The 26,116-nt window shown below is 50.8% G+C and carries 26 protein-coding genes; 22 read left to right on the top strand and 4 right to left on the bottom strand.

Annotated elements, in window-relative coordinates:
• Positions 1-95: 95 nt before the first annotated feature.
• From HYD27_RS01770 to thiI, 6 genes are all read left to right on the top strand, one after another.
• Positions 96-593, top strand: coding sequence for a YpuI family protein (locus tag HYD27_RS01770; protein ID WP_219210719.1), 498 nt, complete (start codon positions 96-98; stop codon positions 591-593).
• A 175-nt stretch (positions 594-768) separates the two neighbouring features.
• Positions 769-990, top strand: a complete 222-nt coding sequence (locus HYD27_RS01765) for a DUF1540 domain-containing protein (protein ID WP_219210710.1) — start codon at positions 769-771, stop codon at positions 988-990.
• A 12-nt stretch (positions 991-1,002) separates the two neighbouring features.
• A complete protein-coding gene (locus HYD27_RS01760; protein ID WP_219210708.1) occupies positions 1,003-1,407 on the top strand; it encodes a DUF5353 domain-containing protein in 405 nt (134 codons plus the stop codon).
• 679 nt (positions 1,408-2,086) lie between these two features.
• Positions 2,087-2,797, top strand: a complete 711-nt coding sequence (locus tag HYD27_RS01755; RefSeq protein WP_219210705.1) for a lytic transglycosylase domain-containing protein — start codon at positions 2,087-2,089, stop codon at positions 2,795-2,797.
• A gap of 362 nt (positions 2,798-3,159) precedes the next feature.
• On the top strand, positions 3,160-4,311 hold the full coding sequence (locus HYD27_RS01750; protein ID WP_219211108.1) for a cysteine desulfurase family protein: 1,152 nt from the start codon (positions 3,160-3,162) through the stop codon (positions 4,309-4,311).
• Between the two features lie 75 nt (positions 4,312-4,386).
• The gene (gene thiI / locus HYD27_RS01745) at positions 4,387-5,613 is read left to right on the top strand and encodes a tRNA uracil 4-sulfurtransferase ThiI (protein WP_228744926.1); all 1,227 of its coding nucleotides are present in this window, start codon (positions 4,387-4,389) and stop codon (positions 5,611-5,613) included.
• 142 nt (positions 5,614-5,755) lie between these two features.
• Here thiI and HYD27_RS01740 read toward each other — a convergent pair whose 3' ends face one another.
• A complete protein-coding gene (locus HYD27_RS01740) occupies positions 5,756-6,451 on the bottom strand; it encodes a TerC family protein (protein WP_228744871.1) in 696 nt (231 codons plus the stop codon).
• Between the two features lie 169 nt (positions 6,452-6,620).
• On the opposite strand from HYD27_RS01740, the gene HYD27_RS01735 reads away from it, so the two are divergent.
• The 6 genes from HYD27_RS01735 to HYD27_RS01710 all read left to right on the top strand — a co-directional run bounded on the left by HYD27_RS01735 (position 6,621) and on the right by HYD27_RS01710 (position 12,278).
• Entirely contained in the window at positions 6,621-7,280 is a 660-nt protein-coding gene (locus tag HYD27_RS01735; RefSeq protein WP_219210699.1) for a TerC family protein, read from the top strand.
• A gap of 200 nt (positions 7,281-7,480) precedes the next feature.
• Positions 7,481-7,993, top strand: coding sequence for a V-type ATP synthase subunit I domain-containing protein (locus HYD27_RS01730; RefSeq protein ID WP_219210697.1), 513 nt, complete (start codon positions 7,481-7,483; stop codon positions 7,991-7,993).
• Positions 7,994-8,244: 251 nt separating this feature from the next.
• Positions 8,245-10,089, top strand: coding sequence for a translational GTPase TypA (gene typA / locus HYD27_RS01725; protein ID WP_219210696.1), 1,845 nt, complete (start codon positions 8,245-8,247; stop codon positions 10,087-10,089).
• A gap of 199 nt (positions 10,090-10,288) precedes the next feature.
• A complete protein-coding gene (locus HYD27_RS01720) occupies positions 10,289-10,585 on the top strand; it encodes a YlaH-like family protein (protein ID WP_219210693.1) in 297 nt (98 codons plus the stop codon).
• A gap of 84 nt (positions 10,586-10,669) precedes the next feature.
• Positions 10,670-11,752: an LCP family protein gene (locus HYD27_RS01715; protein ID WP_219210691.1), complete on the top strand. Its 1,083-nt coding sequence runs from the start codon at positions 10,670-10,672 to the stop codon at positions 11,750-11,752.
• A 70-nt stretch (positions 11,753-11,822) separates the two neighbouring features.
• Positions 11,823-12,278 carry a PNPOx family protein gene (locus tag HYD27_RS01710; RefSeq protein WP_219210689.1) on the top strand — a complete coding sequence of 152 codons (456 nt, stop codon included), beginning with the start codon at positions 11,823-11,825 and terminating at the stop codon, positions 12,276-12,278.
• Positions 12,279-12,519: 241 nt separating this feature from the next.
• Here the strand turns inward: HYD27_RS01710 and HYD27_RS01705 are convergent, their stop codons facing one another.
• Positions 12,520-13,068, bottom strand: a complete 549-nt coding sequence (locus HYD27_RS01705) for a YhcN/YlaJ family sporulation lipoprotein (protein ID WP_219210685.1) — start codon at positions 13,066-13,068, stop codon at positions 12,520-12,522.
• A 105-nt stretch (positions 13,069-13,173) separates the two neighbouring features.
• Here HYD27_RS01705 and HYD27_RS01700 point away from each other — a divergent pair, with 105 nt between their 5' ends.
• Positions 13,174-14,505, top strand: coding sequence for a PhoH family protein (locus HYD27_RS01700; RefSeq protein ID WP_219210684.1), 1,332 nt, complete (start codon positions 13,174-13,176; stop codon positions 14,503-14,505).
• A gap of 231 nt (positions 14,506-14,736) precedes the next feature.
• Positions 14,737-15,969, top strand: a complete 1,233-nt coding sequence (locus HYD27_RS01695; protein ID WP_219210683.1) for an extracellular solute-binding protein — start codon at positions 14,737-14,739, stop codon at positions 15,967-15,969.
• Here HYD27_RS01695 and HYD27_RS01690 read toward each other — a convergent pair.
• Positions 15,961-17,094, bottom strand: coding sequence for a coiled-coil domain-containing protein (locus tag HYD27_RS01690; RefSeq protein ID WP_309241998.1), 1,134 nt, complete (start codon positions 17,092-17,094; stop codon positions 15,961-15,963). The two genes, HYD27_RS01695 and HYD27_RS01690, sit on opposite strands and share 9 nt — an antisense overlap.
• Positions 17,095-17,260: 166 nt before the next feature.
• Positions 17,261-17,497, bottom strand: coding sequence for a DUF2626 domain-containing protein (locus HYD27_RS01685; RefSeq protein WP_219210682.1), 237 nt, complete (start codon positions 17,495-17,497; stop codon positions 17,261-17,263).
• 345 nt (positions 17,498-17,842) lie between these two features.
• On the opposite strand from HYD27_RS01685, the gene HYD27_RS01680 reads away from it, so the two are divergent.
• From HYD27_RS01680 to HYD27_RS01645, 8 genes are all read left to right on the top strand, one after another.
• Entirely contained in the window at positions 17,843-18,493 is a 651-nt protein-coding gene (locus tag HYD27_RS01680; RefSeq protein WP_219210680.1) for an RsfA family transcriptional regulator, read from the top strand.
• Between the two features lie 130 nt (positions 18,494-18,623).
• A complete protein-coding gene (locus HYD27_RS01675; RefSeq protein WP_219210679.1) occupies positions 18,624-19,604 on the top strand; it encodes a ketopantoate reductase family protein in 981 nt (326 codons plus the stop codon).
• A gap of 6 nt (positions 19,605-19,610) precedes the next feature.
• Entirely contained in the window at positions 19,611-19,997 is a 387-nt protein-coding gene (locus HYD27_RS01670) for a DUF3397 domain-containing protein (RefSeq protein ID WP_219210678.1), read from the top strand.
• Positions 19,998-20,147: 150 nt separating this feature from the next.
• Positions 20,148-21,866 carry a peptide ABC transporter substrate-binding protein gene (locus HYD27_RS01665; protein WP_219210677.1) on the top strand — a complete coding sequence of 573 codons (1,719 nt, stop codon included), beginning with the start codon at positions 20,148-20,150 and terminating at the stop codon, positions 21,864-21,866.
• Positions 21,867-22,081: 215 nt separating this feature from the next.
• The gene (locus HYD27_RS01660) at positions 22,082-23,014 is read left to right on the top strand and encodes an ABC transporter permease (RefSeq protein WP_219211105.1); all 933 of its coding nucleotides are present in this window, start codon (positions 22,082-22,084) and stop codon (positions 23,012-23,014) included.
• A gap of 2 nt (positions 23,015-23,016) precedes the next feature.
• A complete protein-coding gene (locus tag HYD27_RS01655; protein WP_219210676.1) occupies positions 23,017-23,964 on the top strand; it encodes an ABC transporter permease in 948 nt (315 codons plus the stop codon).
• A gap of 13 nt (positions 23,965-23,977) precedes the next feature.
• Complete coding sequence (locus HYD27_RS01650) at positions 23,978-24,973, top strand: ABC transporter ATP-binding protein (protein ID WP_219210675.1); 996 nt, start codon at positions 23,978-23,980, stop codon at positions 24,971-24,973.
• Positions 24,970-25,890 carry an ABC transporter ATP-binding protein gene (locus tag HYD27_RS01645; protein ID WP_219210674.1) on the top strand — a complete coding sequence of 307 codons (921 nt, stop codon included), beginning with the start codon at positions 24,970-24,972 and terminating at the stop codon, positions 25,888-25,890. The genes HYD27_RS01650 and HYD27_RS01645 overlap by 4 nt, the downstream gene beginning before the upstream one ends.
• The last annotated feature ends 226 nt before the right edge of the window (positions 25,891-26,116 follow it).

The raw sequence follows: 26,116 nt of genomic DNA, 5'->3' as shown, positions 1-26,116 counted from the left end.
TGCTTAGTAAGCAAAAGCATTTCGAAATGCCTTCACTGTGATTATGAATTGGATAAGGCTACAAGAGCTAGGACTAATAAGGGGGAGCAATCGCCATGTCAGCAGCCAATGTGCAGAAATTGTGTGAAACGACGAGAGAAAAGCTTAAATCCGTAATCGGAAAAATGGAACTATTCCTGAACCAGCATGCGCTGCCGCAACTGGCCACGGACGAAGATGAGGAAACGCTGCTCTTTTACCAGGGCTTTTTGTCCGATCTTCGCCATTTGCTGGTGTTCTCGGAAATGTCATATGAGAAGCTTGGGGTTGCCCTGCGCCGTGCCACTTTTGATGAAGCCTTTGCACAAAAAGCGCTCTATAACGTATACCATTTTGGTGTGAACAACTTCTTCTATCCCAAAAATGAAAGCTATTCCGAAGACGGGCGTTATGCCTATACTGGCCAGGATGCCATCCGTTTCCGCAAAAAGCCGGTTCGTCCGGCACGAGATATTATCCTGGATATTACCAAGGTGTATGAAGAATTGCGGGACGACCTCAGCTATTATGAAAATGACTATTTGACCGAGAAGCGCATGCAGAATCAGGTATAGTCCCGGGGTCAAGCTGCCCGGATTCAAAAAGGACCGCATTTGCCATACTGGTTATGGCGAATGCGGTCTTTTTTCTGTCGTATCAGCGGAAAGAAAATTTGCTGCAGCCAATTGGAAACCCTTTTGCAGCATAGGTCCGGACGCTGGCGGACATAATGAAGCCGAGGTGATAAGTATGGCAAACGCAAAACCGCTCGTAAAATGCAGTGTCAGCAACTGTCATTATTGGGGGGAGCAGAACTTGTGCCGTGCAGAGGAAATTGTGATTGAAATCGACAAGCATTCAGGCAGCTTTTTCAAGGAAGAATATGCCGAAGAAATGACCGGGCATAATCATCATGATCATGCAGGGACTTCTTCTGCCACCTGTTGTCTGACGTTCAAGCCGAACGCATAGGAGGACATTGCCATGGACAAGCACAGTGATGATGATTCCAATTCTAACCGCGGTCAGCGGAGAAAAATTATTCTGCGTCCGCGGCGGGTAGACTACCCGCGCCGGGACAAAGTGCACAATGAGGAATATGCCGCCGAAATCAGTCCGCTGCCCGCTCATGTGCAAAGAACGCATATCAGGGGAGCAGAAGCGAAGGAAGAAACCGGAGAAAGCTCCGGCAGGCCCTCCATCGGTTATATCGGGCTGGGCTTTGGAATTGTTTCGTTGTTTATCTGGTCGATTATTATGGGGCCTGTTGCAGCAGTACTTGGCTTTTATGCATATGCCAACGGGCAAAAAACCGCAGGCGCCTGGGCCATTGGACTCGGAATTATATCCACACTCAGCTATTTTGTGATGATTCCTTTTGCCCGTTAGCCTTGTAAGCAGCCGTGATTAAAGGTTAAAAACAGGCTTTAAGACCTATTTATGCAGGTCTGTAGCCTGTTTTTGTCTGTGCACTTATAGCATTTGCGGCGAAAAAATTGTAAAATTAAGGCGCATTTTAAATTTAAAATGGTGATGAATTGAACATGCAGGAGTGAAAGCGTCCGCCTTTGTCAGCGGAATTTCGACCGCTGCCGCTATATAATTTGGAATTTAAGAAATGTCTGGAAAGAGGACAGACAGCCTTGGCGGGGAAAAGTTTCACTAACTGAACTCCTTTGGCCCACGGAAAACTTTAGTGGGAAAAAGTATGACTAACAGCGCTCCTTGGCTTACGGAGAACTTTTAATGGGAAAGTATCACTAACTGAACTCCTTTGGCCCCAGTGAACACTTAGTGGGAAAAAGTATCACTAACAGCGCTCCTTTGGCCACGGAGAACTTTTAGAGGGAAAAAGTATCACTAATCCTGCTAAAAGCAGCAGTACAGGGTAAATAGGCTAAAATTAGGTGTACAAAATCCCACTAAAAGTCTGTAGCAGCCATATTTCCGGCGAATTAGTTTTACTTTTTCCACTTAGCATCTGCTCCCTATTCACTTTCTTTCCGTTCCATGAACATTCAAGGTTCACTGAAAATATATAATCGACCCGAAAGAAGGAATGCTCAGCATGGCAATCAACCCCGCAACAGGAAGCGGAACCGGGCAGCTGAAATGGATTGATCTGAGAAGCTCTTCCCTCGCCAAAGACGGGACGGAGAGCGCCAAACCGGAAGTAAGGGGTACCTCCTCTTCAGAGTTCTCGGCGCTGCTGCAGGAGCTGGCGCTGCATAATGCCAGTGGAGACTCAGGCAGCGCGCTGGCCTCGCTGGACAGCTCTTCCCTTAGCGGGCTGCTGTGGAAGCAGCTTGGGGGGACGGGAGAAGCATACGATGCCATTTCCGGGGAAATAACGGACACCGCACCTACGGATTATGAAGAGCTGATTCAAAGGGCGAGTGCCAAATACGGCGTTCCCGTTGATCTGATCAAAGCGGTTATTGATACGGAATCCTCCTTCAATCCGAATGTCGTTTCTTCAGCCGGAGCCAAAGGGCTTATGCAGCTGATGGATGGAACGGCAAATGGCCTGGGCGTATCCGACCCCTTTGATCCGGCACAGAGCATTGACGGCGGAGTACGTTACCTGTCCTATCAATTGAAGCGGTATAACGGACAGGAAAATATGGCGCTTGCCGCTTACAATGCCGGTCCGGGGCGGGTAAATAAGCTTGGAGTCAGCAATGACCAGGAGCTGATGGCCAATCTGTCGCAGCTTCCCGAAGAAACCCAGGCCTATATCGGCAAAATAGAACGCGCCCGCGCCAAATACGCGGTATAATAAAAAGGATCAAACGGGTATACCTGAACCACGGAGGTGGCAGAAGGACCGTTTGATCCTTTTTCGAAATATAAGAATTTATATGTTTCACACTATCCATTATCCTTCTATTTTTGGAGAAACGGGTGCCGCCTCCTTCAGAGGACGGCGAAGCCGTTTCTTCTCACCGTATGGCGTATAAGCCGTATGCCGTATATTATAAAGTGTGAGCTTATGAATCCAACTTGATGTCTCGGTGAAGCCCTTCGCAAGGAATTCACCAGCCGGCTTGCCATAATTCTTAAGTTCCGCTTATATACTCAAGAGTGCAGAAGGCTGTCTGCATGATATACAAGTTGAGAAGCAAAGGAGACCGCCGATATATGCTGTACTGGGATTATGCCGCTGCTGCGCCTCCTTACGACGAGGTGGTGCAGGCCGTGGAACAAATCATGAGGCTGCATTATGCCAATCCCTCTTCCCTCCACCGTGCAGGGGCGGAAGCGGAGCGGCTTATCAAACGTGCGCGTGAAGTGTGCGCAGCCGCGCTTGCCGTACAAACGCACGAAATTCTGTTCACGTCGGGAGCTACCGAGAGCAATAACCTCGCCATAAAAGGCGCAGCCCTGCAGTATCAGGGCAGGGGACGCCATATTGTTACGACGCAGCTGGAGCACCCTTCAGTGTACGAGAGCTGCCTGCAGCTGCAAGGTCTTGGCTGGGAGGTTACCTTTGTCGCGCCACAAAGCACCGGAATCGTAGACCCGGCGGATATTGCCGCCGCTGTCCGCGCGGACACTGTCCTTGTCAGCGTCATGCATGTCAATAATGAGATTGGCACCGTGCAGCCGCTGCGGGAGATCGGGCAGGGGATCAAAGCGGCAAACCGCCGGACGCTGTTTCATGTGGATGGAGTGCAGGGCTATGGCAAGCTTGAGACACGGCTGAAGGAATGGCAGGCCGATCTGTACAGCCTGTCTCCCCACAAGATACGCGGTCCGCGCGGAACGGGCATACTGTATGTCAGAGAAGGTGTGACTCTGTTCCCGCTGCTGACGGGAGGCTCCCATGAAAACGGCAACCGCGCAGGAACCGAGAATGTGGCTGGCATTGTGGCTTCGGCCAAAGCCCTGCGGATGAGCGGCGAACGGCGGAAGGGGCTGAACAGCCTGCTGGTTCCGCTCCGCAACCGGCTGCTGCATTTTATATCAGGGATGCCGGAGCTTGTTCTGAACAGCAGAGAGGACGGAGCGCCGCATATCGTCCACTTCTCCTATCCCGGCATGAAGGGTGAGGTGCTTGCCCGCAAGCTGGAGGAGCTGGGCATGACGGTCTCGACCCGCTCCGCCTGCTCCTCGCGCCTGGCTGAACCGAGCCGGATATTGCTGTCGATGGGCAGAGACATTCCGGCAGCGCTCGGCGGCATCCGCATCAGCCTGGGCGACAGCCATACGGAAGCTGATGTCATCCTGCTTGAACAAGCGCTGCTGGCCGCTGTACAGTCATTGAAGATTGTTGAAGGAGGCATGAAATAACGCATGGAAAGTGCAGAGAACGGAACAGTGAGCGAAGCTGCGGCAGGCAGGGCAGGAAGTGTTGAATATGCAGACATGCTGCTGCTGCGGTTCGGAGAGTTCACATTAAAAGGAAAAAACCGCTCGCGGTTTGAGAAAACAGTGCTCCGCCATGTGAAGGAAATGGTCAAGCCCTTTCCCAAGGTCAGCCTAAGCAAGGAATTCGGCCGCATCTACGTGCAGCTGAACGGCGAGCCTGCAGGAGAATTAATAAATGCGCTGCGGAACATTTTCGGCATTGCTTCGATAAGTCCGGTTAAGGTCTCGCTGTCGGAGTTTGATGATATTCTGGCCGTCAGCCGGACCTTTCTGCAGATTGTTGCTCCAGCGGCCGGCACGACCTTCAAGGTAAATGTGCGCCGCGTATGGAAGGACTTTCCGCATGGCTCGATAGAGATGAACAAGCTGATCTCAACACCGCTTCTTCAGGGATATCCGGGTTTGCTCGTGGATGTGAAGTCGCCGCAGCTGGAGCTGAGGATTGAAATCCGCGAGGGCCATACGTACATCTTCTGTGAAAATATTGCCGGAGTCGGCGGTTTTCCCCTGGGGACGAGCGGCAAAGCCCTGCTGCTGCTGTCCGGCGGCATCGACAGTCCGGCCGCGGGCTGGTCGTCCATGCGCCGGGGCCTCGAAGTGGAATGTGTCCACTTCTACAGCTTTCCCTATACGAGCGAGCTGGCCAGGCAAAAGGTCGTGGATCTGACCCGGGTGCTGTCGCGTTATGCGGGTGTCATTAAGCTGCACCTTGTTCCGTTCACGGAGGTGCAGACCTCTTTTACGGGCATCGGGCAGGATAACCTGATTATTACCCTGATGCGCCGGGCCATGCTGAAGATTGCCACACGGCTGGCTGAGCGGGAAGGGGCGCTGGCGCTCGTTACCGGGGAAAGTCTGGGACAGGTTGCCAGCCAGACGCTCTCCAGCATGAATGTCATCGGCCGCGCGACTCCGCTCCCGCTGCTGCGGCCCCTCGTGATGATGGACAAGAGCGAGATCGTCGACCTTTCCAAAAAGATTGGCACATACGACCTGTCCATCCTGCCTTACGAGGATTGCTGCACCCTGTTTGTTCCCAAATCGCCGGCTACAAATCCCAACCTGCGGATCGTGGACAAAATCGAAGCGGCCCTTCCGGGATACGGCGAGCTTCTGGATGCGGCGGTTGCGGGTACGGAGACGGTGACCATCACCCCTTACGGGGACGAAAAGCCAAGTGATGCGGCGGCGGCGGATGCCGGACTTCAAGAAAAGTGGTTCTAATATGCGGCAAGGGGTGCCCCGGACCATAGCGTCCGCTGGAGCACCCCTTTATTTAAAAGATAAGATTTATATGTTTCACGCTATACATTAGCCTTATCTTTCTCGCTGAAACGGCCAAGGCATCCATTGGCGGTTAGTGAACTTAGACGGCCGGACCATTGTGTGCAGCTTTTCGGTGATTCCGGGTCCTTTTCCAATATCCTGCGGCAAGGATTCCGCCGATCACCAGCAGAACAAAAAGAACGCGCAGCACCGGATGATCCCCGACAAAAGGACTGATCCGCTTTTCTTCGGTGATCATGCCGGAGGCTGTGAAGCCCAGCACGGCAGAGCCGATATAAATGATCCAGGGATACCGGCTCATCAGCTTAATGAAAAGTGTGCTTCCCCAGACAACAATCGGCACGCTGATCAGCAGACCCAGCACGACCAGCGTGATATTGTGATTGGCCGCCCCGGCAATCGCAATCACATTATCAAGGCCCATGGCCGCATCGGCGACAATAATGGTCCGAACCGCCGGCCAGAGCGTTCCCCCCGCCTGAATGTCGGGGCCTCCGTTGTCACCGGTCAGCAGCTTATAGGCAATCAGAATAAGCAGCAGCCCGCCAAACAGCAGCAGCCAGGGAACCTTGAGCAGCCACACCACGAGAATGGTGGCAAGAATACGCAGCACTACAGCCCCGCCGGTACCCAGCAGTATCGCTTTTTTCTGTGTACTGCCTTGTAAATTCCTCGCAGCAAGACCGATGACAATTGCGTTGTCTCCGGCCAGAATCAGGTCCAGAAAGACAATGTTCAGCAGCGGCAATATGAAATCCAGGGCGGATGTGTTCAAGAGCGGGTCACTCCTATGGTTTGGTGGCACTTCGTCTGAACGGTATAGTGTTGTATACGCTGAAAAAGCGCCGGACATTCATAACCTTGTAAAAAAGCCTGCTTATGAAGCATAGCTTGCCAAGCTTGGACATACATGTAATACATGCAGTTCGGGGAGGCTGAAATCAATGGATTCTTTATTGCTGCTTGGTGAGATACTCATGATCAATCTTGTACTGAGCGGAGATAATGCAATGGTCATTGCGATGGCCAGTAAAAATCTGCCCGGGCACCACCGCAAACTGGCGGTATGGTGGGGAGCCGCAGGTGCTGTCGCTCTGCGCTGCCTGCTGACTTTTGCTGCGGTGCTGCTGCTTAAAATCCCTTACATTCAAGCGGGCGGAGGAATATTGCTGCTGTGGATCTCATTCAAGCTGCTGCTGGAGGAAGAAGAGGACATCCGTGTGGAGGAGAGCTCAACCGTATGGAAGTCTGTCCGGACCATCCTGCTTGCCGACTTTATTATGAGTCTGGACAATGTGCTGGCTATCGCAGGTGTAGCCAAGGGAGATCTCGCCCTGATTGTGATCGGTATCGCCTTAAGCATTCCGATTGTGGTCTGGGGCAGCGGAATAATCGTGGGCTGGCTGCACCGCTTTCCCGTGCTGGTCTACATCGGCGCCTATATCCTCGCATACACTGCGGGCGATATGCTGCTGCAGGATGCCAAGTTTGGTGCGGTCATATCCTTTATGCTGCCTTCAATTCATTCCATGCTTCCGCTCCTGCTCGGGATTATTGTGGTTGTTTCGGGCGCAGTCAAGCGGGGGCCTTTGTCGGCCAAATAGGAACCGGAAATTTGCTTGAGGTTGAGTCAGGGCTGCAGCAGCTCCGGCGCAGCCTTTTTGGCACGGGGACAAAAACAAGAAGAATGATGGTGTTTTATTTCTTTTTCAGATAAAATATATAAGGGAATCCTGTCACAAACTAGCCAGTAAAAGTGACTCTGCGGAGAAAAGACGTGAAATTTCGAAGGGATGGGTGAATAATGTCTTCCAAAAACGACATGAAGCTGGGAATATTTATATTTGCCGCCGGCATTGTGATTCTGTTCGGAAAGCTGGGGGTGTTCGGATTTCTCGGGCGTGCCCTGTGGCCACTCGTGATTCTGGTGCCCGGCCTGTTCCTGCATGTGCTTTTCTTCAGCCGCCGTGCTTCGGCCGCCGTGCTGCTGCCCGCTGGAATTCTGACGGTTTACGGACTGCTGCTGGGCTTCTGCAATACCTGGGGCTGGGGGCTGATGAGTCATCTCTGGCCGCTGCTGCTGCTGGGCATTGCTGTCGGATTATATGAATATTCGCTGTATTCTCCTGGCCGAAACGGCGGACTTACCACTGCAGCGGTTATTATGGGACTGCTGAGCCTTGTGCTCCTGATCTTCAGCATGCTGGGAACAGGCGCGCTATATTTACTGGGTGCGGTACTGATTGCAGCAGGCGCTTGGCTGATGTTCGGACGGGGCAAGCCGGGGGGCAGCAAAAAGTGGAACGGAGGCTGGTAAGCCAGCCATGGCGGCAGAAAAGGCCTTGCCTGGCCCGGTAAAATTCTTCAAATGCAAAATTAGCAAAATTAAACGGAGCTGGAAAGCGTTTTTTCATAAAAAGACTTGCTTTTCATAGTACTTTCACTATAATATTAAGGATATGTTGAAGCGTCGGCTTTCTGCCTGGCGCTTCTTTTGTGAGATTGCCGCGACAAGCGATAAATTTAAACATTTTTAATTTGATAAATGAGAGGATTTGGATACAAATCATGCATTCAAGAAAAGATATCCGCAATATTGCGATCATTGCCCACGTTGACCATGGCAAAACAACACTCGTCGATCAGCTTCTGCAGCAATCAGGAATTTTCAGCGCTCACGAGCATCTTCAAGAACGGGCCATGGACTCGAACGACCTGGAGCGGGAACGCGGAATTACCATCCTAGCCAAAAATACAGCAATTACCTATAAAGAGTTCCTGATCAACATCGTAGATACCCCGGGACACGCCGACTTCGGCGGTGAAGTGGAACGCATCATGAAGATGGTAGACGGCGTACTGCTGGTTGTAGATGCTTATGAAGGCTGTATGCCGCAAACGAAATTCGTTCTGCGCAAAGCGCTGGAGCAGCACCTGACACCAATCGTTGTGGTGAACAAGATTGACCGTCCGGCAGCCCGTCCAAAGGAAGTTATTGATGAAGTACTGGACCTGTTCATTGAGCTTGAAGCCAGTGATGACCAATTGGAATTTCCGGTTGTCTATGCTTCCGCGCTGAACGGCACGTCCAGCATGGACCCCGAGAAGCAGGATGACACCATGCTTGCACTGTACGAAACCATTACCAAGCATATCCCGGCTCCGACTGAAAAAGTTGAAGAACCGCTGCAGTTCCTGGTTACACTGATGGACTACAATGAATATCTTGGACGCATCGCCATCGGACGCGTAAACCGCGGCATCATCAAGCAAGGCCAGTCCGTCACCGTCATCATGCGCGACGGCAAGAGCAAAACGGCCCGCATCGAGAAGCTGTTCGGCTTCCAGGGCCTCAAACGTGTAGAGACAGAAGAAGCGGGTGCAGGCGACATCGTTGCCATCGCCGGAATCAAGGATATCAACATCGGTGAAACGATTGCCGATCCGCAGAATCCTGAGGCGCTGCCTGTACTGAAGATTGATGAGCCGACCATGCAAATGACGTTCCTCGTGAACAACAGTCCTTTTGCCGGCAGAGAAGGGAAATGGGTGACTTCCCGCAAGCTGCGTGAACGTCTTTTCAAAGAGCTGGAAACCGACGTGAGCCTGCGTGTGCAGGAAACTGACAGCCCCGACGCATTTATCGTTTCCGGGCGCGGTGAGCTTCACCTGGGCATTCTGATTGAGAATATGCGCCGTGAAGGCTATGAAATGCAGGTATCCAAGCCTGAGGTTATCGTTAAGGAAATCGACGGTGTCAAAATGGAGCCGCTTGAGCGTCTGATGATTGATGTTCCTGAAGAAAGCATGGGCGCCGTAATGGAGAGCCTGGGTACACGCAAAGCGGAAATGGTCAACATGATCAATCACGGTACCGGACAGGTTCGTCTGGAATTTCTGATTCCTGCACGCGGCCTGATTGGCTACAACACATATTTCTTGACGCTTACACGCGGCTATGGTGTCATGAACCACGCATTTGACAGCTATGCGCCGCTGATCGGCGGCCAGGTTGGCGGACGCCATCAGGGCGTGCTTGTTTCCAGTGAGACCGGAAACACCACTCTTTACGGAATGATGGGCGTAGAGGACCGCGGTATTCTCTTCCTGGAGCCGGGAACTGAAATTTATGAAGGCATGATTGTTGGTGAGCATACCCGCGATAACGATATTATCGTCAACATCTGCAAAGAAAAGCAGCTGACCAACGTGCGTTCTGCAACGAAGGACGAAACGGTGAAGATGAAGACGCCTCGCCTGTTCTCGCTGGAGGGTGCGCTTGAGTACCTGAACGATGACGAATATTGCGAAATTACTCCGAAATCTGTCCGTCTGCGTAAAAAGATTCTGAACAAGGGCGAACGCGAACGTGTAGAAAAGCAGCGCAAGGCTGCGCAAGCCAGCCAGGCCTAAGCAGTTGTGAGCAAATGGCGGCTGTCCTGTCCCGGGGCAGACTGACCATTTTTTCTTTAAGCCGCCGGATTATTCCGGCGGTTTTTGAGTTTGAATGGGCCGCTGGGAAATCCCTCAAATTCTAAGCATTATTTGCGGTATAAAACTGCGGTGAATGATATAATGTAAGCGAACTTATTCCCGGAGGGAGTGACGAGCTGTGCAGACCTGGTTCGCAGAGCATCCTATTGTCGCTTATATTGTCATTTTTATTTTGCTGACCTATGTGTACAACCGTGTCTTCCGCGTCAATCAGAAGCTGCCGATCGGCAAAGAGATTGTACTCTATCTCCTGATGGCGCTGGGCTCCGGCATGCTGCTTATCTTCCAGCATGACAAGCTGCCGATCATCCAGTGCCTGCTGGCGGCTGTAGGGCTTATGCTGCTGGTGAGAGTCCGGTATATGTTTGAAGCCCGGCAGAAACGCAAGGCGGCGGCAGCGGGCAAAAGACAGTAATCGCAACTTTTTCCACTGAAATTCGTCTAATAAAGAGATCCGGCAATCCAAAACCAGTTGAAATGAAAAGGACCTTATTCCATTATGAGTACAAGCAAAGGCAGTTTGCCTCCAAGATCCGGCGGAAATCAGAGAAACGGCAGACCGCAGCCGAACCGTGCGCCCAGACCCGCGCAGAAGAAGAAAAAAGTCAAGAAACGCGGACCATTGGCAAGAATGGGAAGAATGCTTTTGATCCTTCTGCTGATTGCCATCCTTGCCGTGCTGGGATACGCGGGTTATTTGTATTGGAAGCTTGACCAGGGGAGCTTTGGTGTGGACCAGCCGGTTCAGGCAGGGCAATCCGCTTCCGAGAAGCCCATTACCATGCTGCTGCTGGGAACGGACAACCGTCCGAAGCATCCCTCCAATCTGACGGATGTGATTATGGTCGTGGCGCTCAACCCCAAAACCCAGTCCGCTACAGTCGTCTCGCTTCCCCGGGACACTTATGTGGAGCTCAGCGGGTACAAGAAGACGAAGATCAACGAGTTCTATGCGCGTTTCAAAGGCAAGGAGAAGACTTCGGGGATTCTTGCCGAAGACGAGATGAAGACCATGATGGGCAAGTATCTTGGCATTGAGGTGGATTATGCTACTGTGCTTGATTTCCAGGGCTTCCGTGACATAGTGGATGAGCTGGGCGGTGTGGATGTCAATATCAGTGAGGATATGTGCTATACGGACAGCGTGGACGGTACAGATATTAACCTGACTCAGGGTCCGGCCCGGCTGGATGGCGGCGATGCGCTTGATTACGTGCGTTACCGCAAGTCGAACTGCAGTCCAAAGACGAAGGCTTCGGATGATTTTGACCGCAACAAACGCCAGAACGAGGTTCTGAATTCACTGATCGGGCAGATGCAGTCACTTGGCGGCGTCCTGAAGATCGGCAAGGTGCTGGATGCTGTTGATGATAACATGACGACAGATATCGAGAATGCGCAGATCAAAAATATGATCTCCGCCTATTGGAAAATATCCAAGGAGAATGTTGAATTCAAGCCGGTGACCGGAACATGGCGCAGTCCATATGTATATATTAACAATGAAGAGCTTGATGCAGCCAAAAAAAGCCTGCAGGACCGGATTGCCGGCGCTGCATCTGAAGGAACATCTCAAAATTGAATGCAAGTTCAGGCATGTGCTATAATATAATAAATTGAATGCATTCAAGCCGCATAGGGGGCCTGTTCTTATGTCCGAAGCCGTTGCACAGCTTAATGAAACCCTGCTAGCGATGCTGCAGTCGGAAACTTTTGTCCTACTGAACACTGTGGATGCGGAATCCGGCGGGCCGACGTCCACCGCTATTTCCTGGATTTATGCAGTGAGCCCTTCTATCGTGCGTCTTGCGGTGGACCACCGCTCCAGACTTGTGAACAACATGAAGGTAAATCCGCTGGTAACCATCACGGTTTTTGGCGAGGGTACCGTTCATGCCATTAACGGGCGCGCTGTCGTCAGGCAGGACCCGCTGTCCGATGTTCCGTTCAAGATGTGCTGTTTTGATGTTGAAATTGAAGCGGTCCGCAATGCGCTGTTCTACGGCGCACAGCTGGAGGCCGCCCCAAAATATGCGAAGGTATATGATGCTCGTGCGGCCGAGAAGCTGGACGGACAGGTGTTTGCCGCCATGCAAAAAGCCCAGTGATCCTTTCACTAGGCTTTTTTTGAAAGATAAGACTTCATATGTTTCACGCAATACATTAGCCTTATCTTTCTCGCTGAAACGGATACCGTCCTTATAAGGACGGCGAAGCCGTTTCCACTTGAAATATAAGGATTGCGTGCCTCCCGTCCCGCCAATCGTGCTTATATTTCTCGCAGGGACGGATACACTATACACTGCACGTAGCTGCTGTTCAAATGCTTGAGGGCTAAATTGGCCGCTGCTACTGGCTGTTGCCCTGGGGCTTGGTGTCTTCCGGAAGCTGCGGCATGATGCGGCCGATAATATCGGCCATCTCGGAGGCAAATCCGGATACCGGATGCCCCTTGCTGATATGGCGGCCCATTTCCGCAAGTCTGCTGGTGATATCCATGTCGGCAGTGACGAGCGCTTTTACGCTTCTCGGGTCCTTGCGGATGGCCTCGGCTACGGAATATTTAATGTTTCCGACGCGTGATCGGGTAAGTGATCCGTCGACGTCAATACCAACTACGGCGACTTTGTTCATGACAACGCAATGTGCGCCTTTTACACCGGGAACTCTTTTGGCCAACTGTTCGAAATGGTCCTTGAGTGCAACCTCGCTATCAGCGGGCTGTGAGGAAGGCATGACAGCAGCTTCACCCGCCAATTTCCGCACTTCGCGGTTCCCCCGGGTGCTTAAAGCTTTGGCCGATTGTTTATCCTGAGGAGAGGGTGATGACTCTTTATTAGCGATACCGCAGCTTGTCAGCAGCAGCAGTACCAGCAACAGACACATTGATTTTCTCATATGTGCGTACTCCTTTCAGCGGAAGATCAGGTTTTTACTTTAGATTGCCCTTGCTGAAGAGAGTTATGTATGACCAATCAAACCAGGCGCTGTGGAGGGGATAACATGAAAAAGATATTTGTACTAGACACCAACGTGCTTCTGCACGACCCCAATTCGATTTTTGCTTTCAAGGAGCATGAGGTTGTCATTCCTGCTGTAGTCCTGGAAGAAATCGACTCCAAGAAGCGCAATGCCGATGAAATCGGCCGCAACGCCCGCACCGTGTCGCGCTTATTAGACGGACTCCGTGAGCTGGGCCACCTGCACAGCGGTGTGGTGCTGGAGCACGGAGGAACGCTGAAGGTAGAGCTTAACCACCGCAGCTTCGTAAAGGTACAGGAAATGTTCGGTGAAGTGTCCAATGACAACCGGATATTGGCTGTCGCGCTCAACTATCTCCATGAGGAGAATGAAAAAGCTGAACCGAGTCCTGTGGTACTTGTGAGTAAAGATGTGCTCGTCCGCATCAAGGCGGATGTGCTTGGCATTACGCCGGAGGACTATTTGTCCGACCGTACCGGTGACCTGAACGAGCTGTACTCCGGCTATCAGTCGCTGATGGTCCATCCCTCGCTGATTGATGAATATTACAGCCACCGTTCGTTATCCGTGAAGCAGCTCTCCTTGTCCTATCCGCTGTATCCGCATGAATTTGTCATCATGAAGGATGAGATTGGCACGGGCAAGTCGGCACTGCTCAAAGTCAACAGCGATGCCTCCCGCTTGGAGCCGCTGTATCTGGGGAATGATGCGGTGTGGGGAATCAGCGCCCGCAACGCCCAGCAGCGGATGGCGCTTGAACTGCTGCTGAATGATGATATTCCGCTGGTGACCATAACCGGTAAAGCGGGAACCGGGAAAACTCTGCTGGCCCTGGCTGCCGGATTGTTCAAGGTGGAAGACGAGCACAAATACAAGAAGCTGCTGATCGCCCGGCCGGTGGTGCCGATGGGTAAGGATCTTGGATACCTGCCGGGCGAAAAGGACGAGAAGCTTCGTCCATGGATGCAGCCGATTTACGATAATCTGGAATTTCTGTTCGATACCAAAAAATCCGGCGATATCGATAAAATACTGATGGGTCTGGGCAGCATCCAGGTGGAGGCACTCACCTATATCCGCGGACGCTCGATCCCGTCGCAATTCATCATTATCGATGAAGCGCAGAACCTGTCCCGCCATGAGGTGAAGACTATCGTCTCCAGAGCCGGGGAAGGCAGTAAAGTGATTCTGATGGGCGACCCCGAGCAGATTGACCATCCTTATCTGGATGCGGCCAGCAACGGCCTGAGCTACATTGTTGAGAAGTTCAAGCAGCAGGGCATCAGCGGCCATATCACCCTTGAAAAGGGCGAGCGTTCGCATCTGGCCCAGCTGGCCGCCGATCTGCTCTAATTGCCGGGCCATATCTGCATAGCCAACAGGTTATTCCTCATCAGCCCTGCAGCAGCAGGGCTGCAACTTACAGCAAACAGCCGGGGAGGTCATTCCCGGCTGTTTGCATTCTGCCGAGCTTCGCCGTTCACACCTATATAATAGAAAGAGAACGTTTTCACCATGGCAGACAAGCCGGGATGCTTCTGGTAAAATGGGGGAGACGAGCCAAGCGGCGGGAGGAGATGGAACGTGCTGAGAAGGAGAAACTACTGGCTGTTGTTTGCTATTTTATTGCTGTCGCTGACAAGCCTGTCCCCCAGCATGGAGCTGGATATCCATGACGATGCCTCTCCGCGGAGGCAGCCGCTGAATCAATCCGAGCGCCCCGCTTCCGGAGATCAAGACAGTGTCCAAGCTCTGAGTATCCGGGTGTCTCTGAGCAGTGAGGAATTTAAGGAATTGGAGCGGATCAGCAATAATTACAGCTTGTCCAGCGGAACCGCGGTAACCCTGAGCAATGTGGACACTGAGGATGCGGATGAAATTCTAAAGCAGGATCTGACGATTGGCGACAGTCCGGATATAGTGATGACTGACGGCCGCAGCATCACGGATCTGGCGACCCAGGGCTATTTGCTGCCGGTTGATATTTACCAGAGCATTCCCGGAAGTGCTCCGCTGACTGCACTGATTCCGCATATGCAGTGGAACGGGTATGACTGGGGCGTTCCCCTGGATATAGACCCATACGTGCTTGTATATTCGCCGCAGCGCCTCTCGGAGCTGGGAATTACAGGATTGCCCAGAAGCCTGGAGCAGTGGAATGAGCTGCTCCGGGTCATCCGCGAGCAGCCGGACATGCAGCGTTATTTGCTGGCGCTGGACACCCGTAATCCTTACGGTTATTCCGCTGTTCTGGAGAGTATGGGCGGCAGCCTGCAGCCTGTCAATCCGGCCCTGCTGGAATGGACGCAATATGCGGGCAGTCATTTCTATCTTACCAGCAGCATGAATACGGAACTGTGGGACATGCTTCAGGCTGGGAAGCTTGCCGTTGCCGCACTGCCGCTTTCGGAATGGCAGAAGCACGGAAATTCTTCACTGGCGGCGGAAGCGCCAATTACTGCCGGCAGCGGGCTCCGGTATGAAGCGATGTACAGCCGCTTCTTTGCCCTTCCGGCACAATCCGGCAATCCGGAGACAGCCGTGAAATGGCTTGCCTATGTGACTTCAAGCACCGCGCAGCTGGACTGGCTGCAAAATACGGGGCGGCTTCCCGCGCTTGATGAATTGTACCGCACCGGACTGCCGGACAGCGTGAAGCTGCCTTTTGCCGCACAGCTGCTGCTTGCAGACGAGGCGGACCTTGAGAGCGGATCTGCCGGCGGCTGGGCGGAATTGTCGTTAGCCGTGACACAGCTGCTGACAGGCAAGCTGGACCCCGCGGGCTACACTGCAGCGGTGGCACAGCTCTCAGAATGAAAGTGAGAGCTTCACATGAAGTACACCGTCTGCGCTGCTCACTTCGGTGGCACGCAGAAAGGAGACGATCTTGGCAGGATAGAAGCCCAGATCGAATTCTTCCTCCAGCGCTTTGCGGGTAGTATCCGGCAGCTCCAGCCCGTTGAATACCACATGATCGACATGGAACATCAGCCCGTTGACCGGTTCCTCCTGGATCGAATAATGGCCGGTAAGCGTCAGCGTCAATCCGCCGCTTTTGCCGGATGCCGTGATCTCATTGTCGCTGAAATGAAAGGCGAAATCCTTGAATAGTGTATTTTGCGACACCAGGAACTCGTTCAGATCCTGCTCCTTTAAGGCCAGATTATAAGTCGCCCCTTTACGGGTCAGTATCCCGTCACGGCTCTGCACGAACTGGGGCAGTTGCTTCATGGCCGCTGCCAAGGCTTTGAAATAGGTTTTGACCTCGTGAATGCCGATATTCTCCCAATATTTCGTGAATTCCTCCAGCAAAGCGCTCATGCTTGCCGGATCACTGCTTGACTGAATGCCGCTTTCAATCTCTTCATGGAGAGCCGCAACGCGGGTCCTCTGCTCCTCCAAAGCTGCCTTCAGCTCCGCAAGCTCTTGAGAGCTGCGCTCTGCCGCAGTAAGCGTCGCCTTCAGCTTCTTGTACTGTCCCTCGTATTGAGCCAGAATGTCACGGTCCCTTCCAATTATGATCTCATAATAATCATACAGAGCCAGCAGCCGTCCAATACTTTTGGCCGAAAGCACAGCCGCCAGGAGTCCGTCTCTGTCTCCCATATAATAAGACCGCACAATGGCACCGGCTCTTTCCTGCTGCTCTGTAATGGCATTTTTTTGGGCAGCAGCCTGCTTTTCCAGCAGCCCGGCCTGCTCTTCAAGGGCTTGCTGCTCGGAAGTGATCCGGGCAATTTCCTGTTCAATTTCCGCCGAGGATAAGGTCTGCTCCAGCAGCTTGCGGGTTTCTTCGTTGTCGGGCGCGGCGGGAGGAGAGGCTTTCAGAGCCGGCCCGGGATCAGCATTCAAAAAGGCGGAAGGCATCAGCGGCAGCATAGTGAAGCAGAGAAGGATCAGCAGAACAACAGGATAACGGCATCGATTATTGCGGGATAGCACCACTCCACCACCTTCAAGGGATCTGGATATGTATGTACTAATCATATGATTAGCCCTGTTAAAATATCATACCCTCTTTTCTTCCCCAGACCTACTGTTATACGCAAAAAAAAGGAAGCGCTCCTTAAAATAAGGAACAGCCTCCGTTTCATATCATTCAAAAAGCTTACAGCGGCAGACCCATTTCGAAGATCGTCCAATAGCTGAAGCCGGTAAATGTCACAATCATATATCCCCAGAAGAGCAGAATGTAGGTCTTTTCCGTAAATTTCATGTATCCAAGGATGACGAAAAAAGCGGTTTGCAAAAAGAACAGCAGCGCCATTTCCTTCAAATCCCCGGCAAAAGCCATGAGTCCAATGACCAGCGTAAAAAAACCCAAGACACGAAACATGCGGTCCAAGAGAACATCCCCCTCCTGTATGTATCCGGTGATTCCTTCTTTGAACTTTATTATAACTGCTGGCAACAATGGTGTAAACGAATTCATTGAAAAAAAGTTGTGATTTCGGGATGAATATGATTTTTGTTATTGACCAGGTGACATTATCGTGAATTCGGAGAATTTATAGCAAGGCAAGTATGAGGTTCAGCCAAAATGGAAATACAATTTAGTATCAAATAGATTCTATGAACTCTAATAGAGGCATAGAAATGGAGTAAGCAGCTTTTATCCTATTCACTATCCGGCGGAGCTGCCGGTTATGAAGATGGTTATTTCATGATGTTGTTAGGAGGGTTTGGCTTTATGACAGCCGTTAGACAGGATGCTTGGAGTGCAGAAGATGATTTGATATTGGCCGAAATAACGCTGCGTCATATCCGGGAAGGCAGCACACAGCTTGCTGCTTTTGAAGAGGTGGGTGAAAAAATCGGCAGAACCTCGGCGGCATGCGGATTTCGCTGGAACAGCTGTGTTCGCAAGAGCTACGAAGATGCAATCGGAATTGCCAAGAGCCAGCGCCAGAAGCGCAGTTATCTGAAAAAGCAGCCATCCGCAAGAGGCGCACAGGTAGCGGGTCTCATTCTCGGAGATATTGAGGAGGAATATGGCCGCAACGAGAGGGTGGGCGAAAATTCATTGTCCATTGATGCCGTTATCCGTTTCTTAAGACAGTGGAAGGGCAGCTTTCAGGAGGCAGGACGCCAGCTCAAAATGCTTGAAAGGGATTTGCGCGAGAAGGAAGAGGAATTATCTGAGCTTAGGGTGGAAAATGAAAGGTTGTCCAAAGAGGTCAATCTTGCCCAAAGTGATTACCGTGTAGTCAATGATGATTACAAGGCGTTAATTCAGATTATGGACCGTGCGCGAAGGCTCGCTTTTCTTAATGAAGAAGAAGAGGAAATGAAGACAAGGTTCAAAATGGATGCAAACGGAAATTTGGAACGGATTGAATAAACTCACATGCTTCGTCAAATCCCGCATACAGTGGCTTACAGCCTGCGTTTGCGGGTTTTTTGTTTTTTGCTTTTGCCGGAGGCCGGAGGATATAATTAGGAAAATTGTTTAAAAGGCGGCTGGTGCAGGCATGAAAATAGATATCATCGGCGCAGGGTCAATGGGTCTTCTTCTGGCCGGGAAGCTTATTCACGCCGGAACAGAGGTCAGGCTCTGGTGCCGGAGCGGGCAGCAGGCGGCAGAGTTGTCCCGGGGCGGAATAACCGTAAGCTATGAGAACGGAGACACTCCCCTTCACCTCCCGGGCAGCAGCTTTCTGGCAGGGCATATAAGCGGGTTCGCAGAAACCGTTCTCCGGCAGCCGGGCGAATGGACGGCAATTATGCTCAAACAAAATGCTTTTCACGATATGCTGCCGGAGATTCTGGGCCCCCTGCGGGAGGCAAGTCTCCATGCGGTTTGTTTTCAGAATGGCAGCGGGCATCTGGAGCTGCTTCAGGAGCTGCTTCCGCATGCTTCCGTCTGGGCGGCGGTGACTACCGAAGCGGCCAAGAGGAAAACATTAACAGCGGTTATTCATGCAGGGAGTGGGGAAACATTTATAGGGAAAACAAGACACAAAAACGCAAATTCAGCAGAATTTTCTCCGGAGGAGGACGATAAAGCGGCAATAAGTTTGACTCAGGCTCTTGCCGCAGCAGGATTCCGCACGCTGATGTCGAAAGAAGTGGATACCATGATTTACCGGAAGCTGTTAATCAATGCCGTGATTAACCCGCTTACAGCGATTTGGCGTATTCAGAACGGCGAGCTGCCTGCCACCGACGAGCGTGTACAGTTAATGAAGGAACTGTATCTGGAGGCTGCCGGCGTATATGATGCCTGCGGCATCGCTTATGACGTTCATGCGTGGGAGGGCATACTTGAGGTTTGCCGGGCAACCTCGGGCAACATCTCGTCCATGCTTGCCGATGTTCTTGCTTCAAGGGCAACGGAAGTCCGCTGGATCAATGGGAGTATCGTAGCAATGGCGGATAGCGCCGGTATCGCGGTCCCTTTACACCGCTGGATTTGCCGGTTGGTAGAAGGCATGAATGTGAAGGAGAGGTGAGGCTGTTTGGAGTTTTTGCAGAACTCGTTCGTAGCGTTAAGCGTTATTCCGGTGGTTCCCTTTTTAATCGTATATTTCATAGGGTTAGGCCTCAAAAAAGATAAGAGGAGCACTTTTTTACTCGCCATGGACGTCACTACCCTATTTTTATTTATCTCCGCATCGGCCTTATTCAATATGACTTTTAAATCGGGTTTCGGATTGTATCTTATACTGCTTATTGTATTAATATCCGCCGGACTGATTGGAGGCGCCCAAAACCGCCTGAAAGGAAACGTTGACGGCAAGCGGCTGCTTCGGGCGGTTTGGAGGCTTTCCTTCTTTTTTATGGGCACATTGTACGTACTGTTTATGATCGCAGGCCTTATCAATTACATATCACAAGCCATGTAATGTTCCATTGCTCCGGTAAAGCGTCAATGTCACAAAATTTTTAAGTTTTAAAAAAAATGTCTTTTCAGAAAATATTGCTCTAGATTTTTTTGACCACTGGTTGTATAATCATAAACCATATACCACATTCTATTTAGGGGGAACTGCTAGATGAAGAAGAGTAAAAGTCTATTGCTCATGATTGCATTAGTTCTTGTAATCGGCACAGTGCTTGCTGGCTGCGGCGGAAACAATAATGCAAGCAATGGCAACGCTGCGGCGACAAACGCGCCGAGCAATGAAGGCAGCACGAACACAGGCACCGACGATGGCGGAGAGAAATTGGCTGCTGATCAGACGCTCAAAATCAACCTGAGCTCCGAGCCTCCGACATTTGACCCGCAGCAAGCCCAAGACAGTACGTCCAATGCAATTCTGAAATTGATGTATGAAGGTCTTACCCGTCAAAATGCTGAAACAGGACAGGCTGAAGAAGGCATTGCAGAATCCTGGGAAATTTCCGCAGACGGCCTGGTCTATACCTTCCATCTGCGTGACGCCAAATGGAACAACGGCGACGCAGTTACAGCCAATGACTTCGCATATGCTTGGCAACGCGTTCTGGACCCGAATGCGGAACAAGCCGCTCCTTACGCTTACCAGCTGTACTACATTAAAGGTGCCGAAGATTTCAACACCGGCAAAATCACTGATTTCAGCCAGGTTGGCATCAAAGTAATTGATGAAAAGACGCTTGAAGTGACACTGGTCAACCCAACACCATATTTCCTGGGCCTGCTGTCTTTCTATACGTACTATCCAGTGCACAGCTCCGTTGCAAATGATCCTAAATGGGCAACCAAGGTTGATACCCAGATCACTAACGGGCCTTTCACCTTGAGTGAATGGACAACCGGCCAATCCCTGGCTGTAGTTAAGAACCCGACTTATTATGCCGCTGATGAAATCAAAGCAACGGGCATTAACTTCTCCATTGTAAACAGCGGTGCAACTGAACTGCTGAGCTACAAAAACGGCGAGCTTGACCGCGCCGGCGGCCCGATTGGTGAAATCCCAACCGAGCAATTGCCAATCGTTGAAAAAGAATTTCCTAACGAATTTGCAAGAAAAGGTATTTCCAGCGTTTACTACTACCAGTTCAATGTAACCGAAAAACCTTTTGATAACGTGAAAATCCGTAAAGCCCTGGCTATGGCGATTGAGCGCCAGCCAATCATTGATAACATCACACTGGGCGGACAGCTGCCGGCATTTGGCTTTGTTCCTCCAGGCATCCAAAGCAATGAACAGGAATTCCGTACTCAAGTAGCCGATTCCCAGTATTTCGGTGAAGATATTGCGGCAGCAAAAACATTGCTTGAGGAAGGTCTGAAAGAAGAAGGACTGGACAAACTGAGTTTCACCCTTTCCTACAACACAAGTGAAGGCCATCAGAAAATCGCTGTAGCCATCGCTGACCAGTGGAAAAAAGCTCTGGGCGTTGAAGTTAAGCTCGAAAACAAAGAGTGGGGCGTCTTCCTTGAAGACAAGCAAAACCTGAACTATCAAGTAGCACGCGCCGGTTGGTCTGCGGACTACAATGATCCAATGACTTACCTTGATATGTGGGTCACTGGCGGAGGCAACAATGATATTGGTTACTCCAATCCTGAGTATGACAAGCTGATCCAAGAAGCTAAAACTTCTTCAGACAATGCCCTTCGTCAAGAGAAATTTGCTGCGGCAGAAAAACTCATGATGGATGACATGATTCTGATTCCTATCTACTACTACACCAATAACTCCCTGACTAAAGAGTACCTGAAAGGTGTTACCCTTGACTTCAGCGGTGCAATTGACCTGTCCCGTGCATACCTGCTGGAACACTAAGAGTAAAGCTTGTAACAAAATACAGTAATATAATATCTGAAGGTTTTATATTACTTCGGGATATATATGTGGAACTCCATATATATCCCTTTTTTTTGTATGGGAGGATAAATGTGATTATATGGAATAAATAGAAATTTGATCAAATAGACAAATGGTTATTTTTTTCTTACAATAAGGCAGGTAAAAAATTGTCGAGGGAGGTGATGGCGGGCATGGTTCGTTATATTATCAACAGATTTTTCCATATGGTGGTTTCGCTGTTTGTATTGATTTCTGCGACCTTCTTCCTGATGAAGGCAATTCCGGGTGATCCGTTCACAGCTGAGAAAAAAATTCCTGAACAAATTTTGCAGCGTCTATACGCGCAGTATAATTTGGACAAGCCCGTCTTTGAGCAGTACGTACTTTATTTGAAGAATATTATTAGAGGTGACCTGGGCATCTCAATGAAGATGCTGAACCAGGAAGTGACAGATATTATTTCACAAACATTCTCTTCATCCCTGAAGCTTGGGGTTGTCGCTATTATTGTGGCAATTATCGTCGGCATAGTGCTCGGAATGCTTGCAGCCCTGTATCACCGGAAGCTGATAGATAATATCGCTATGGTAATGGCTGTTCTCGGGATTGCGGTACCGAGCTTTGTTGTGGCTTCGCTGCTGCAATATTTGCTGGCCTATCATTGGAAAATATTCCCTGTAATGGGCTTTAAGGGGCCGATGCATTATTTCCTCCCGGTTATGGCACTGACAGCGTCTCCGATTGCGGTCATAGCGCGCCTTACCCGTTCCAGCATGCTTGAAGTGCTGCATGCGGATTACATCAAGACAGCAAAGGCTAAGGGCCTTAGCTGGATGTCGATTTTATCACGCCACGTGTTGCGCAACGGTATTATGCCGGTAATCACTTATGTGGGACCGATGACTGCCAACATTATTACTGGTTCTGTTGTCATTGAACAAATCTTCGGAATCGGCGGTATCGGTAAACAGTTCGTTCAAGCGATTAATACCCGTGACTATCCGATTATTATGGGCATCACCATATTCTACGGTGTAATCCTGATGGTCGCCCGTTTCCTCACAGATGTCGCTTATGTTGCTATTGATCCGCGTATTAAACTTGCTGGAGGAAAGGAGGATTAACGTTGGCTGCAAATAATAATACTGTTGCTCCACATGTGGACCTGAAGCCCGAAGATTTCCGTAAAATCGGCATCGATGAGAAGGAAGCGGAATTAATTCAGCGCGAAAGCCTTTCCGCTTGGCAGGATGCCTGGCAGCGTCTGCGGCAGAATAAATTAGCCATATTTGCACTGATTGTCATGATCGTGATTATAATTATGGCTATTGTCGCTCCGCATTTGGTCAATTATACGTATGATTCGAATGATTTGATGAGCACGAATAAGCCGCCATCATGGGAACACTTATTTGGTACGGATGATTTTGGCCGCGATGTGTTTGTCCGCACCTGGATGGGTGCGCGGATCTCGCTGATTGTCGGCCTTGCGGCTGCGTTGATCGACTTAATCTTCGGTGTCATTTACGGCGGGATCATGGGATTCTTCGGTGGACGCATCGACACAGTAATGAACAAATTCTCCGAAATTTTGTACTCGATTCCTTACCTGCTGGTAGTAATTATGCTGCTTGTAGTATTTGAACCGAGTCTGTGGACGATTATCCTTGCCTTGACCATTACAGGCTGGATCAATATGTCCTGGATTGTGCGCGGCGAAATTATGCAGCTCAAGAACCGCGAATTCATCCTGGCATCCCGCTCCATGGGTGCGGATTGGAAACGCCTGCTGTTCAAGCACTTGCTTCCTAATGCCATGGGACCGATTATTGTTACCGTAACGCTGTCCGTACCGAGCGCGATCTTTGCTGAAGCGTTCCTTAGCTTTCTCGGACTTGGTGTACAGGCACCGGTAGCTTCACTGGGTTCCATGATCAATGACTCGCTTACAGGCTGGATGTACTATCCTTGGCGGATGATTTTCCCTGCGGTTGTCATCAGCCTGACTATGCTATCCTTTAACATTTTTGGTGACGGTCTGCGTGATGCACTGGACCCTAAGCTGAAGAAATAGGAGGTGAACAGTGATGGAACCCATTCTGCAAGTCAAGGATCTGCATGTTTCCTTTTTTGTAAAAGGCGGAGAAGTACAGGCTGTCCGTGGCATGAATTTCGAAGTAGGCAAAGGTGAAACAGTAGCCATCGTCGGTGAATCCGGCAGCGGCAAAAGTGTTACCGCACAATCGATTATGCGGCTCATTCCTACCCCTCCTTCCAAAGTGAAAAAGGGCGAGATTATTTTTCAAGGACAGAATCTGCTGGACAAAAGCATGAAGCAAATGGAAACGATTCGCGGCAAGGATATTGGCATGATCTTTCAAGACCCGATGACTTCTTTGAACCCAACGATCAAGGTGGGCAAACAGATAACCGAAGTTTTGATCAAACATCAGAAAATGTCAGCGGCCGAAGCGAAAGGGCAAGGTATCGAGATGCTTAAGCTTGTAGGCATCAAAAATGCGGAGGCTCGCTTTAACCAATATCCCCACGAATTCTCCGGCGGGATGCGCCAGCGTGTAATGATTGCCATTGCACTGGCCTGCCGCCCGGCTCTGCTGATTGCAGATGAGCCGACAACGGCGCTTGACGTTACGATTCAGGCACAAATCATGGAAGTTATGCAAGATATGCAGCAAAAACTGGGGACCTCCATCATTCTGATTACACATGATCTCGGCGTCGTTGCCGGAATGTGTGACCGGGTCATCGTCATGTATGCTGGTGAAGTGGTGGAAACGGGTACCCGATGGGAAATCTTCAAGAATCCGCAGCATCCGTACACCCAGGGACTGCTGCGGTCGATGCCGCGTCTGGACCAAAAGAAGGGCGAGCCGCTGATTCCAATCGTCGGAACTCCCCCGGATCTGATTAAACCGCCGGTCGGCTGTCCGTTCACGGCACGCTGCAGTGAAGCGATGCATGTCTGCGAACAAATCGATCCCGGTGCAACAGAATTCAGCGAAACGCATATGGCGCGCTGCTGGAATCTGCATTCGATGGCCAAGGAGGTGCAGTTCGTTTGAGTAAGAACCTGATCGAAGTTGAAGGTCTTAAGAAGTATTTTAATGTAGGCAAGGGAAGAATTCTTAAGGCTGTTGATAATATTAATTTCACGATTCGCGAAGGCGAAACCCTGGGAATGGTAGGGGAATCCGGCTGCGGCAAAACAACTGCCGGCCGGACCGTGCTTCGTCTTTACGAACCGACTGCCGGAAGCGTAAAATACAATGGTACCGACATCTATAAATTGTCTTCAGGCAAAATGAAGGCACTGCGCCGTGACATGCAGATGATTTTTCAGGATCCGTATGCATCACTCAACCCGCGTCTCACGGTTTCCGATATCATCGGCGAAGCGCTGGATATCCATGGTATGGCCGGGAGCCGTCTGGAGCGTAAAAAACGGATTGAAGAGCTGCTGGATATGGTTGGACTTAATTATGACCATGCTACCCGCTATCCGCATGAATTCTCCGGCGGACAACGCCAGCGTATCGGGATTGCCCGTTCACTTGCCGTCAATCCCAAATTCATCGTCTGCGATGAGCCTATCTCCGCACTCGACGTATCCATTCAGGCACAGGTGGTCAACCTGCTGAAGGAATTGCAGGACCGTCTGGGACTGACTTATCTCTTTATCGCGCATGACCTGTCTATGGTTAAGCATATCAGTGACCGCGTAGCCGTTATGTATCTGGGTAAAATGGTTGAGCTGGCTGAGAGTGAAGAGCTGTACGCCAATCCTATCCATCCGTATACAAAGTCCCTGTTGTCGGCGATTCCGGTTCCGGATCCCGAGATTGAAGCGAACAAAAAGCGTATCCATCTGCATGATGAGCTGAGTACTCCGATCTATGCGGCAAATGAACAGACCAATGACAGCGATTTTGAAATGATCGAAGTCTCCAAGGGTCACTTCGTTGCCAAGCAATACGCATAGGCGGATCCGCTTAATAAAGCGGCAATATAAATTAACGCAAGTATCACCTTAGGCGGGAGCGTTCAGCTCTCGCCTATTATTTCGTCAGCTGGTACATGTACAATACTAGAAGTATGTGAAAATCATGGCCTTGCGGGCTGCTGGAGCGTGCTGTTCCTTAATTGCCGTTTGGATCGGATTGTGAACAGTCTGTTTCTTTGACGCCGCCCCTAACTTTGGATACAAT

Source organism: Paenibacillus sp. S150, from assembly GCF_019352175.1.
Classification (GTDB): domain Bacteria; phylum Bacillota; class Bacilli; order Paenibacillales; family Paenibacillaceae; genus Paenibacillus_AQ.
Note: the sequence above shows the minus strand (reverse complement) of the source record. Positions and strands in the feature narration are given on the sequence as shown.